The following is an 11,934-nucleotide window of genomic DNA, read 5'->3' as shown; positions in this document are numbered from 1 at the left end:
CGGTACACGGTGACGGCGGCGCCCCGGTCCCCCAGCGTCGCGAAGTTGGCCGCGAACGCCTCCCTGACCGGTTCGAAGCCCTCCGTCACTGTGCCCCGGTCCTTCGTGGACCGGCTGACCGCGCCGCTCCCCGGGCTGCGGGCCTTCGCGCGGCTCGCCCGCGAGGGTGCGCCGCGCCCGTCCGCCGAGGGGCTCGCCGAGATCCCGCTGCTGCCCTTCGCGCCGGGACCGCTGCCCGGTGTGGACGCCTGGACGGTCGCCGTCTCCTGGGCCGGGCACGCGAGTTGGGTGGTCCGGATCGGCGGGCTCACCGTCCTCACCGACCCGGTCTGGTCCCGACGCATCGTGGGAATCCCGGCCCGGATCACCCCGGTCGGTGTCGCCTGGAGCGCGCTGCCGCGCGTCGACGCGGTCGTCATCAGCCACAACCACTACGACCATCTGGACGCCCCGACCCTGAGCCGGCTCCCGCGTGACACACCGGTGTTCGTACCGGCCGGGCTCGGACACTGGTTCAGGCGACGGCGGTTCGGCCGGGTCACCGAGCTCGACTGGTGGGAGGCGGCCCAACTCGAAGGCGTCCGCTTCGACTTCGTCCCAGCCCACCACTGGTCCAAGCGCACCCTCACCGACACGTGCCGCTCCCTGTGGGGCGGCTGGGTGCTCACGGCACCCGAGGGGCAGCGCGTCTACTTCGCGGGCGACACCGGCTACGGACACTGGTTCACCCGCATCGGGCAGCGCCACCCGGGGATCGACCTCGCCCTCCTGCCCATCGGCGCGTACGACCCCCGCTGGTGGCTGAGCGACGTGCACTGCGACCCCGAGGAGGCCGTGCAGGCGGCCGTCGACCTGCGCGCGCGGAGGATGGCCCCGATGCACTGGGGCACCTTCGTGCTCTCGGCCGAACCGGTCCTCGAACCCCTGCGGCGGGTGCGGGCGGCCTGGGAGCGGGCGGGCCTGGCCCGGGAGAACCTGTGGGATCTGGCGGTGGGCGGGTCCCGGGTGCTGGAGTGAAGCCCGCCCTCGCAACGCCCCGCGGGAAGGAGGGATGACCGTCCCCGCAGCGCCCGTGGGAAGAAGGGGCTACCGTCCCCGCAGCCCCCGCGGGAAGAAGCGGTGACCGGTCCCCTCGCAGAAGGCGGCGGGCGCCCCTACGAGGCCTTCGTACGGCGGAACCTGCGCCACACACTCGGTGCCACGCTGATCGCGACGGTCAGCGCCACCGCCGCCACCACACCCTGCCACGGCTCGGGGAAGAGCGAACCGCCGAGGATGCCGATGACCTGGTAGGTGGCCGCCCACGCGAGGCAGGCCGGGACGTCTCCGCGGGCGAAGACACGCAGCGGCATGTTCGCGATCAGGCAGGCCAGCATCACCGGGATGCGGCCCGCCGGCACGAGGCGGGACAGGACGAGGACGGCGATGCCGTGGTCGTCGAGCTTCTCCTGCGCTTGAGCGAGCCGGTCCTCGGGTGCGCGTTCCCGGATCGCCTCCAGCCAGCGCGACCCGTTCTTCGAGCCCATGCCGCGGTGCCCGAGCCAGTAGAGCGACATGTCGCCGAGGAACGCGGCCACCGAGGAGACCAGGAACACCGTCAGCAGCGCGAAGGGCGACTCCTGATGAAAGGCCACCACCGCCGCCGAACTCACCAGAGCCCCCGTCGGCACCACCGGCACCAGAGCGCCGATCAGCACCAGCAGGAACAGCGACGGATAGCCGATCGCCTGCTGAGTGGACTCCGGAGGCACGGTCGGCGCCGTGGCGGCCAGGAAGATCACCGAGCGGCCTCCGGACGTACGCTCTCTCCCTGGCTCAGCAGATGCACCGCCACCTGGGGCGCACGTTCGGCGGCCAGGCGTACGAACTCCTCGCCCGGCGCGTGGAATTCATGGGGGCGCACGGCATCCATCCCGATGGGCCAGAACGTGCCGTAGTGCACCGGCACAGCGCTGCGCGGACACAACGCGGCGAGCGCCTCCGCCGCGCGCCCCGCGTCCAGATGCCCCTCCCCGAGATAAGGGCCCCAGCCGCCCACCGGCAGCAGGGCCACGTCGACCGGACCGACCTCCTCGGCCATCGACGCGAACAGCCCCGTGTCCCCGGCGAAGTACGTCCGCGCCTCTCCCTCGATCACGTACCCCACGGCGGGGGAGTGGTGCGGTCCGATCGGCAGCCGGCGCCCGTCGTGCCGGGCCGGAACCGTGCGTACGGCCAGGTCACCGACCCGGGTGCGATCACCGGGCGCGACCTCCGTGAGCCGCAGATGGCGCAGTTTACGCAGCCCGGGCACCGAACGCGGGGCACCGCGCGGCACGAGCAGTCGGGTGCCCGGGGCCAGCCGTGCCAGCGAGGGCAGATGCAGATGGTCGGCGTGCAGATGGGAGACCAGCGCGACGTCCGCGATCGCCGCCGGGGGAGGGGGCGGCGCCCCGCGCCTGCGCCGCAGGTGCGCGAGCCGGCGCGCGAAGAGCGGATCGGTGAGCACGCGTGTCCCGGAGTCCTCCAGCGTGCAGGTGGCGTGCCCCCACCAGGTGATCTCCACCGGCACCTCTTTCCCTCCTTCGCACGACTCCCCCCGAGCCTACGGGCAGGAGTAGGGTCTGCGGCGAAACCAGGAGGTGAGGGGGACACCATGGTCGACGCACGCGGTGCCTCCGGCGCGCACGCCCTCACACGCCCGCACGAGCAGGGTGGCCCGCTGCCGCACACCTCGTCGCTCCGTGTCACGGCGATCGCGAGCCTGACCCCTCTGGAAGAACTCGACGAGGAACCCTTTCTCGTCGACTCCCGCAGCCAGCACGCGATGTGCGCCCGCTGGGCCGCCGAGCACGGCTACGTCGTCACCAGGGAACTTCTCGTCCGCGGGCTGCGCCCCGACCACCGCGGCCTGTGGGCGGATGTCGAGGCCGGTCTCGTGGACCTGTTCGTCGCGCCCAGCCGCCGGGTGCTGGAGCGTGCCCTCGCCTCGGTGGAGGAGTTCACCGCCGAATGCGTCCGCCGCGGCGTCCGGGTCGAGACCGTCGGCACCGCCGAACCGTCGTACGACGCCCAGATGAAGGCCAGGGTCCACCGCCGGCTGTCGATGCCGACCGCCGGCTACGACGGCCGCTGAACCCTCGCCCGCCGCCCGGGGAAGCCCGCCGGGGCACCTCTCACGGCACTTCTCGCGGCTTTTGGGGACTTCCGGGGATCTCCGGCCGTTGTGACAGGGTGGGAGCAGGCCGCGCGGACCGGGCGGGCCGGGACGTGAGGTGGACTGGGCGTGGACAAAGGACGTTGGCGGCCACTCGCCAGCGCGGCCGGGCGCAGCATCACGGTGTGGGCCGTGTCCACGCTCACGATGCTCGTCCTCGCCGGTGCGCTGCCCGACTTCCGGCTGCAGTCGGAGAGCGGGGACAGCGCGACACGGATCGCCGTCACCGCGGCGGCCGGCGCGGGCGTCTTCGGCCTCCTGTCGGCGCTGGTATGGCCCCTGCTCGTGCGCACCCTGCTGCTCGTCCCCGCGTTCGTCCTCGGCCTGCTCGTCTTCTTCCTGAACGGCTCGCTGCTGCTGATCGCCCTGCGGCTCAACCCCTCCGGGCACGGCGAGGCGGCCCCGGAGACCGCCGTGGTCGTGGCCGCCGTCATGTCGGCCGTCGCCTCGGCCACCGGCGCCGCCCTCGCCGTACGGGACGACGACGCGTACCGGCGCCGCCTCTACCGGCTCGCCGACCGGCGCCGCAGACGCGCCGTCGGACGGCCCGGCCCCTCGACTCCCGGTGTGGTCTTCCTCCAGCTCGACGGCGTCGGGCACGACGTGCTGCGGGAGGCGATCGGCAAACGGCTGATGCCGACCGCCGCCCGTTGGATCGACGGGAACCGTCCCACCCACCGGCTCACCCCGTGGAGAACCGACTGGTCCAGCCAGACCGGCGCCAGCCAGCTCGGCATCCTGCACGGCACCAACCACGACGTCCCGGCCTTCCGCTGGTACGAGAAGGACACCCAGGAGGTCATGGTCTGCAACCGGCCGACCGGTGCCGCCGAGCTCCAGCGGCGGGCCGTCGCGCGCACCGGCGACGGCGGCCTGCTCACGGCCGACGGCGCGAGCCGGGGCAACCTCTTCGGCGGCGGTGCCGACGAGCTCGCCCTCGTGCTGTCCGTGGCCGCGCGCAGGGGGCGGGACAACCGCTCACGGGCCGGATACTTCGCGTACTTCTCCGACCCGGCCAACGCCGTCCGTACGGCCATGTCGTTCGTGGCCGAGGTCTTCAGGGAGACGGGCCAGTCCACCCGGGCCCGCCTCCGGCGACGACGGCCCCGCGTCAAACGCGGCGGTCTGTATCCGTTCGTCCGCGCCTTCGCGACCGTCGTGGAACGGGATGTCGTGGTCGCCGCGGTGATCGGCGACATGCTCGCCGGACGCAACGCCGTCTACGCGGACCTCGTGGCCTACGACGAGGTGGCGCACCACTCCGGGCCGCGGAGTCGGGACGCCGAGCGGATCCTGGAGCGGCTCGACCGTTCGCTCGCGCTGATCGAGAAGGTCGCCGAGCACGCCCCGCGGCCCTACCGCGTCGTCGTGCTCTCCGACCACGGCCAGAGCCCGGGTGAGACCTTCCTGACCAGGTACGGCCTCAGCCTCGGCCATCTGGTCCGGGCCGGCTGCGGGCTGCCCGTGCCCCGCAAGGCCCGGCGGACCCACAGTGGTGCCGAGGCCCGGACCGCCGTCCGGGCCGCGCTGCGCCGGCCGGTGGAGGAGCGCGAGGAGCGGCGCGGACCGGCGGGGCGCCGCTCCGAACCCCTGGTCCTGGCCTCCGGGAACCTCGGTCTCGTCTCCTTCCCGGACGTTCCGCACCGGATGAGCCGGGAGGAGATCGACCGGCGTCACCCCGCGCTGCTGCCCACGCTCGCCAACCACCCCGGCGTCGGCTTCCTCCTGGTGCGCAGCGAGGAGCACGGCGGCCTCGTGCTCGGCGCGCACGGCGCCGAGGTGCCGGTGGGCCGGCTCGACGACGAACACCCGGGCCCGCTGGCCGACTTCGGCCCCGGCGCCGCCGCCGTGGTGCGGCGTACGCACACGTTCCCGCACACCGCCGACATCATGGTCAACTCCTGGTACGACCCCGTGGAGGGCGAAGTCCTCGCCTTCGAGGAGCAGATCGGCTCGCACGGCGGGCTCGGGGGTGCCCAGGGGCACCCGTTCCTCCTCTCCCCGCTGGCCCTGTCCCCACCGGTCGGCGCGGACACCGGACTCGTCGGCGCCGAGCGGGTGCACGACGTGCTGCGGCGCTGGCTGCGTGAGTGCGACGGCGCCCAGGTCCCGTTGCCGTCCCGCCCGGACGAGCGGGCCGCCTGAGCGGGCATGCCGGCGCCCACGGGGCGTGCGGTGTCCCGTTCACCGGGCGAGAGCGTCCTGCTTCACCGGACGAAGAAGGCCGTGTACGAAGCAAAAATGGGAGGCGGCGGGCGTACCGCCGTAGCCACACTGTGGGCATCGCACGCCCGCTTTCGCGCGCGTCCTTCGTACCTCTCCCACCTCTCCCGTCTTCCTCCCGCTGTCAAGGAGCCCGCCTGTGCAGGCAGCCGTCACCGTCACTCCGTCCCGTGTCCCGGAGCTGCTGCTCGGTCTCGCCACCGTGCGGCCGGTCTTCCTCTGGGGCGCCCCCGGCATCGGAAAGTCCTCCCTGGTCCGGGAGTTCGCCGAATCGCTCGGGCTGGAGTGCGTGAGCCTGCTGGGTACGCAGCTCGCGCCCGAGGACCTGATCGGTGTGCCGCAGATCCGCGACGGGCGTTCCGTCTTCTGTCCGCCGCAGGCCATCGCCCGCGACGAGCCGTACTGCCTGTTCCTGGACGAGCTGAACGCGGCGACCCCCGATGTGCAGAAGGCCTTCTACTCGCTGATCCTGGACCGCCGCATCGGTGAGTACGAACTGCCGAAGGGCTCCATCGTGATCGGCGCGGGCAATCGCGCGACGGACAACGCGCTGGCCCGCCCGATCGCCTCGGCGCTGGTCAACCGCCTCACCCACGTCCATCTGGAGGCCTCTCCGAAGGACTGGCTCGTCTGGGCCGCCGCGAACGACATCCACCCCTGGGTGCTCGACCACGTCACCGACCGCCCCGACCACCTGTGGTCCAAGCCGCCGAAGACCGAGGAGCCCTTCTCCACGCCGCGCTCCTGGCACATGCTCTCCGACGCGCTGCGCTCCTTCGGCGACGCGCTCGACGAGGAGACCCTGAAGGTGATCGCCCACGGCACGCTGACGCCGGCGCACGCGGTCGCGTTCTGCGGCTACGTCAAGATCGTGCGCAGTCGCTTCGGCATCGAGGCCGTCCTCAAGGGTGACGCCCGCTGGCCCTCCCGCCTGGAGGACCGCGATCTCCTCTACTACCTCGCGGAGTCCTTCCGAGGCCGTCTGATCAAGGAACTCCCGGCCGGCCGGGACCACATCTCGGCGAACGCCCGCCAGACCGCGTACCGGGCGAAGTCCCTGCTGATCCAGCTCGCGGAGATATCCGTCGAGGTCGCCCAGAGCGTCATCGCCTCGGACGCCGACGGCAATCCGGTCCTGCCCGCGTGGTTCCTCGTGGAGGCGGCCCGGGACATGCCGCGTCTGGTGGAGGCGCGCCGGTGAGCCGTTCCCGCAAGGCCGGGACCAAGGCCAAGCCCGATCCCGCCGCCGAGGCGTTCGCCCAGGGGATGCTGCTGATCCGGGCCAATCCGGCCCTGGAAGCCGTGAACTTCCGCGTCTGCCGGGAGGAGACGTGCACCAGAGTTCCCCGGGACGGGCTGGTGGCCGTCGACTCCAACGGGACCGTGCACGTCAACCCGACCCGGCGCACCGACCCCGTCACCTGGGCCTGGGCCGTGGCGCACGCCGTCATCCATCTGGGCTTCGGTCATCTCCCGGCCGCGGCGGGCGAGCGCGAGCAGCCGGACCGCTTCGACCTCGCCGCCCGCTGCGTGGTGGTCAACCGCTTCCTGCGCGGCTTCTCGGCCCGGCTGACCCCCGAGGACCTCCCGGACTCCTACCCCGACGGGGACGAGGAACGGCTCGCCGCGGCCTGGCGCCGCGACGGCATCCCGCCCCGGTACGAACACTGCGGTACGGCGGGCGGCGCCCCGGACCAGGTCCTCGTGCCCTGGAGCACCTGGCAGGGGGCCGCTCCGACCGACTGGCAGGTGGCCTTCGCGCACGCGCTGACCCGCACCATGGCCGCCGCGATGGACGTGGCGGGCGGACGACGCGTCTCCCTGGGCGACGCGCGTACCCCGCTCCGGCCCTGGGAGCGGGCGCTGAGCTGGTTCGTCTCCTCCTACCCGCTGCTCGGTGGCCTCGCCGCCGGCATCACCCTCGTCGCCGACGCCGAACTCGCCCGTGCCCACGACATCTCCGTCGCCGCCGTGGACACCGAGGCGGGCGAGATCTACATCAACCCGCTGCGCCGGTTCGACGACGAGGAATGGCGGTTCGTCCTGGCCCACGAGATGCTGCACGCCGCCCTGCGCCACGGCGACCGCCGCGGCACCCGGGACCCGTACCTCTTCAACGTCGCCGCCGACTACGTGATCAACGGCTGGCTGTGCGAGATGCGGGTCGGCACGATGCCCGACGGCCTGCTGTACGACCCGGAGCTGAAGGACCTGTCCGCCGAGGAGGTGTACGACAGGATCGCCGGTGATCTGCGCCGTGTGCGCCGCCTCGCCACGCTGCGCGGCAGGGGAGCGGGCGACATCCTGGGCGGACCGCTCGGCTCGCCGCGCGACTACGTCGACCTCGACGAGTTCTACCGGCGGGGCCTGGCCCGGGGCCTCGATCTGCACCAGCAGCAGGAGCGCGGCTTCCTCCCCGGCGGCCTGGTCGAGGAGATCCGCGCGCTCAGTCATCCGCCGCTGCCCTGGGACGCCCGACTCGCCCGCTGGTTCGACGAGTTCGTGCCCCGCCCCGAGCCGCTGCGCTCGTACGCCCGTCCCTCCCGCCGGCAGGCGGCCACCCCGGGTATCCCGCGCGCGGGCCGCTGGTTCCCGCCCGAGGAGATCGCCCGCTGCACCTTCGGCGTCGTCCTCGACACCTCCGCCTCCATGGACCGCACCCTGCTCGGCAAGGCACTGGGCGCCATCGCCTCGTACGCCGAGGCCCGTGACGTTCCCGCCGCGCGCGTCGTGTTCTGCGACGCCGCGCCGCACGACGCGGGCTATCTGCCCGTCACGGAGATCGCCGGACGCGTACGGGTGCACGGGCGCGGTGGCACCGTGCTGCAGCCGGGCATCGATCTGCTGCACCGTGCCGACGACTTCCCGCCGGGCGCGCCCGTCCTGGTGATCACGGACGGATACTGCGACGTGCTGCGGGTGCGGCGCGAGCACGCCTATCTGATCCCGCACGGCGCGCGGCTCCCGTTCACCGCGCGCGGGCCGGTCTTCCGGGTGACCTGAGTTCCCGCCGCGCCGTCCCGGCGGGCCCTTCCCCCGTCCTCGGCGACGAAATCCCGGACACGCACCGGCAGGTCGCCGTCCGAAGCGTGGGGTGCACCGGGCCCAGGTGTGATCGGATGGGAGACACGGACCCCGGCAACGGGACCACTCCCGAAAGGAATCACCGTGGCAACCACGCGCACCGCGCACACCGTGTGGGAAGGCGACCTGCTCCAGGGCAGCGGCGTCGTCACCTTCGACTCCTCCGGCATCGGCGAGCAGCCGGTGACGTGGGCGTCGCGGGCCCAGGACGCCAACGGCAGGACCAGCCCCGAGGAACTGATCGCGGCCGCCCACTCGAGCTGCTTCTCCATGGCGCTGTCGCACGCCCTCGCGGGTGCCGGGACGCCGCCCACCAAGCTCCTGACCAACGCCGACGTCACTTTCCAGCCCGGCGAGGGCATCACCGGCATCCACCTCACGGTCGAGGGCACGGTGCCGGGTCTCGACAACGACGGCTTCGTCGCGGCGGCCGAGGACGCCAAGAAGAACTGCCCGGTCAGCCAGGCCCTGACCGGCACGACGATCACCCTGTCGGCGAAGCTCGCCTGACGCGCACACACCGGTGCCGCGCCCCCACGGGGAGGCGCGGCACCGGCGTGTCCGCCCCTGTACGGCCGTCCGCGCCATTGACAAGCGACAACACAGGTTTTGTGCTTGAGGGCGGGCAGAGCCGGGGCGGAAGGGGACGGACATGGGACGTGCGGTCGGGATCGATCTCGGTACGACTAACTCGGTGGTGGCCGTCCTGGAGGGCGGTGAGGCGACGGTCGTCGCCAACGCCGAGGGAGCACGCACCACGCCCTCCGTGGTGGCCTTCGCCAAGAACGGCGAGGTGCTGGTCGGCGAGGTCGCCAAGCGGCAGGCCGTGACGAACGTGGAGCGCACCGCGCGGTCCGTGAAGCGGTACATGGGCGATGTGAACTGGCGGTTCCCCGGGAAGGGCAGCGTCGACGGCACCCGTTACCGCGCCCAGGAACTGTCCGCGCGGGTGCTGCAGAAGCTGAAGCGGGACGCCGAGGCCTACCTCGGCCAGGACGTCACGGACGCCGTGATCACCGTGCCGGCCTACTTCGACGACGCGCAGCGCCAGGCCACCAAGGAGGCGGGCGAGATCGCGGGCCTGAAGGTCTTACGGATCATCAACGAGCCGACCGCCGCGGCTCTCGCGTACGGACTCGACCGCGGGGAGGAGCAGACCGTCCTCGTCTTCGACCTGGGCGGCGGCACCTTCGACGTCTCGCTCCTGGAGATCGGCGACGGGGTCATCGAGGTCAAGGCGACCAACGGGGACACCCGGCTGGGCGGTGACGACTGGGACCAGCGGATCGTCGAGCACCTCGCCCAGCGCTTCAAGGCCGCGCACGGCATCGATCTCGGACACGACAAGATGGCTCTGCAACGGCTGCGCGAGGGTGCCGAGAAGGCCAAGATCGAGCTGTCCTCGTCCACCGAGACCACCGTCAACCTGCCCTACATCACCGCCACCGTCCAAGGCCCGCTGCACCTCGACGAGAAACTGACACGAGCTCAGTTCCAGGAGCTGACGGCCGACTTGCTCGACCGCTGCAGGACGCCCTTCCATCAGGCGGTCAAGGACGCCGGTGTGAAGCTGTCCGCCGTCGACCACGTCATCCTGGTCGGCGGCTCCACCCGGATGCCCGCCGTCACCGACCTGGTGAAGGAACTCACCGGCAGGGACCCGCACAAGGGCGTCAACCCGGACGAGGTCGTGGCCCTCGGCGCGGGACTCCAGGCCGGTGTGATCCGCGGCGACGTGAAGGACGTCCTGCTCCTCGACGTCACCCCGCTGTCCCTCGGCATCGAGACCAAGGGCGGCATCATGACCACCCTCATCGAGCGCAACACCACCATTCCCACACGGCGTTCGGAGATCTTCACGACGGCCGCCGACAACCAGCCCTCGGTCGGCATCCAGGTCTACCAGGGAGAGCGCGAGATCGCCGCGTACAACAAGAAGCTCGGCGTCTTCGACCTCACCGGTCTGCCGCCCGCGCCGCGCGGTGTCCCGCAGATCGAGGTCGCCTTCGACATCGACGCCAACGGGATCACCCATGTCTCCGCGAAGGATCTGGCCACCGGGCGCGAGCACAAGATGACCGTGACCGGTGGCTCCGCGCTCGCCAAGAACGACATCGACCGCATGGTGCGCGAGGCCGAGCAGTACGCCGAGGAGGACCGGCGCAACCGGGAGGCGGCCGAGACCCGCAACCACGGCGAGCAACTCGTGTACCAGACGGAGAAGTTCGTCCGCGAGAACGACGAACGCATCCCCGCTGACACCAAGGCCCAGGTGTCCTCCGCGGCCGACGAACTCAAACAGCTTCTGGAGGACTCCTCCACCGACACCGCCGCCCTGCGCGGCGCCATCGAGAGGCTGGCCACCGGCAGCCAGCAGATGGGCCAGGCCATGTACGCCCAGGCCCAGCAGGGGTCGGCCCCGCAGGACCAGCCGCCCACCGGGCAGGCCCCGGGCGCGGGTGACGACGACGTCGTGGTGGACGCGGAGATCGTGGACGAGGACCGCGAAGAGGACGGAGGGAGCACCCGGGACGGGGCCCGGGGACCGGGACCCGCTCAGTAGCGGTCGCGGAATTCCCGGAGGATCTCCTTGGTGCGCTCCGCGGAGGCGGAGTGGGCCGACATGTGGTCCAGCACCTCCAGATGCAGGGCGACCTCCTCACGCGCGTCGAGATAGAGAGCGCCGGTCACGTACTCGCTGTAGACGATGTCCGGCAGCTCTCGCTCGGCGAAGCGGAACAGCGCGAAGGACGTGTACGTCCCCGGGTGCGGCCCCGCCGCGAACTCCGCGACCTGGAGCGTGATGTGATCGAGCTCGACCCATTCGAGGAGTCGGTCCATCTGCTCGCGCATGACCTCACCCCGGATGCTCACCGGACGCAGCAGAGCCGTCTCGTCCATGATCACCCAGAGGTGGGGCGGGTTCTCGCGGGTGAGCAGTGCCTGCCGCTTCAGGCGCAGGGCCACATGCCGGTCGATGGCCTCGGCGCCCGTCTGCCCGACCGTCCCGGCCTCCAGCACGGCCCGCGCGTACTCCTCGGTCTGCAACAGCCCCGGCACGAAGTGCGGTTCGTAACTGCGGATCAGCCGGGCCGCGCCCTCCAGGCTGACGTGCATGCTGAACCAGTCCGGCAGCACGTCGTGGTACCGCTGCCACCAGCCCGGCTCGTTGGCCTCCTCGGCCAGCGCCACGAAGATCTCGGCCTCGTCGTCGGAGACGCCGTACGTCGTCAACAGGACCTGCACGTACGGGATCTTGAGGGCGACCTCGGCCGTCTCCATCCGGCGCACGGTCGTCGGCGCGACCCTCAGGACACGCGCCGCCTCTTCCCGTTTCAGGCCCGCGGCCTCACGCAGCTCCTGCAGCCGTCGGCCCAGAACCACCTGGCCCACCGTGGGTGCCGGCCGCCGCTCACTCACGCCACGCCTCC

General features: G+C 72.1%; 10 protein-coding genes. 7 read left to right on the top strand and 3 right to left on the bottom strand.

The window, feature by feature from the left end; translation table 11 throughout:
* Window positions 1-63: 63 nt before the first annotated feature.
* Window positions 64-1,017 (top strand): MBL fold metallo-hydrolase, encoded by a 954-nt coding sequence (locus ACWEBX_RS20235; RefSeq protein ID WP_451886210.1) that lies wholly within the window; start codon window positions 64-66, stop codon window positions 1,015-1,017.
* A gap of 137 nt (window positions 1,018-1,154) precedes the next feature.
* Here ACWEBX_RS20235 and ACWEBX_RS20230 read toward each other — a convergent pair whose 3' ends face one another.
* Together ACWEBX_RS20230 and ACWEBX_RS20225 are read right to left on the bottom strand one after the other, a co-directional pair.
* Window positions 1,155-1,781, bottom strand: coding sequence for a DedA family protein (locus tag ACWEBX_RS20230; protein WP_451886204.1), 627 nt, complete (start codon window positions 1,779-1,781; stop codon window positions 1,155-1,157).
* Window positions 1,778-2,551, bottom strand: coding sequence for an MBL fold metallo-hydrolase (locus ACWEBX_RS20225; protein WP_451886203.1), 774 nt, complete (start codon window positions 2,549-2,551; stop codon window positions 1,778-1,780). The genes ACWEBX_RS20230 and ACWEBX_RS20225 overlap by 4 nt, the downstream gene beginning before the upstream one ends.
* Before the next feature lie 84 nt (window positions 2,552-2,635).
* On the opposite strand from ACWEBX_RS20225, the gene ACWEBX_RS20220 reads away from it, so the two are divergent.
* From ACWEBX_RS20220 to dnaK, 6 genes are all read left to right on the top strand, one after another.
* The gene (locus ACWEBX_RS20220; protein ID WP_451886202.1) at window positions 2,636-3,115 is read left to right on the top strand and encodes a hypothetical protein; all 480 of its coding nucleotides are present in this window, start codon (window positions 2,636-2,638) and stop codon (window positions 3,113-3,115) included.
* 228 nt (window positions 3,116-3,343) lie between these two features.
* The gene (locus ACWEBX_RS20215) at window positions 3,344-5,341 is read left to right on the top strand and encodes an alkaline phosphatase family protein (protein ID WP_451886209.1); all 1,998 of its coding nucleotides are present in this window, start codon (window positions 3,344-3,346) and stop codon (window positions 5,339-5,341) included.
* A 217-nt stretch (window positions 5,342-5,558) separates the two neighbouring features.
* Entirely contained in the window at window positions 5,559-6,620 is a 1,062-nt protein-coding gene (locus ACWEBX_RS20210) for an ATP-binding protein (protein ID WP_451886201.1), read from the top strand.
* Between the two features lie 65 nt (window positions 6,621-6,685).
* Window positions 6,686-8,422 (top strand): vWA domain-containing protein, encoded by a 1,737-nt coding sequence (locus ACWEBX_RS20205; protein WP_451886208.1) that lies wholly within the window; start codon window positions 6,686-6,688, stop codon window positions 8,420-8,422.
* A gap of 165 nt (window positions 8,423-8,587) precedes the next feature.
* Window positions 8,588-9,013 carry an OsmC family protein gene (locus ACWEBX_RS20200; RefSeq protein ID WP_451886200.1) on the top strand — a complete coding sequence of 142 codons (426 nt, stop codon included), beginning with the start codon at window positions 8,588-8,590 and terminating at the stop codon, window positions 9,011-9,013.
* Window positions 9,014-9,155: 142 nt separating this feature from the next.
* Window positions 9,156-11,066: a molecular chaperone DnaK gene (dnaK, locus tag ACWEBX_RS20195; protein ID WP_451886199.1), complete on the top strand. Its 1,911-nt coding sequence runs from the start codon at window positions 9,156-9,158 to the stop codon at window positions 11,064-11,066.
* On the opposite strand, the gene ACWEBX_RS20190 is transcribed toward dnaK, so the two are convergent.
* Window positions 11,060-11,923, bottom strand: a complete 864-nt coding sequence (locus tag ACWEBX_RS20190; RefSeq protein ID WP_451886198.1) for a helix-turn-helix domain-containing protein — start codon at window positions 11,921-11,923, stop codon at window positions 11,060-11,062. The genes dnaK and ACWEBX_RS20190 overlap by 7 nt on opposite strands.
* Window positions 11,924-11,934: the final 11 nt, after the last annotated feature.

The sequence above is a fragment of the Streptomyces sp. NPDC005070 genome, assembly GCF_053600395.1.
This window is presented reverse-complemented; position numbering and strand designations above follow the sequence as displayed.

Coding starts and splice junctions, on each gene's coding strand:
- ACWEBX_RS20220 (WP_451886202.1), top strand. CDS start 2,636: ATGGTCGACGCACGCGGTGCCTCCGGCGCGCACGCCCTCACACGCCCG.
- ACWEBX_RS20215 (WP_451886209.1), top strand. CDS start 3,344: ATGCTCGTCCTCGCCGGTGCGCTGCCCGACTTCCGGCTGCAGTCGGAG.
- ACWEBX_RS20205 (WP_451886208.1), top strand. CDS start 6,686: ATGCTGCTGATCCGGGCCAATCCGGCCCTGGAAGCCGTGAACTTCCGC.
- dnaK (WP_451886199.1), top strand. CDS start 9,156: ATGGGACGTGCGGTCGGGATCGATCTCGGTACGACTAACTCGGTGGTG.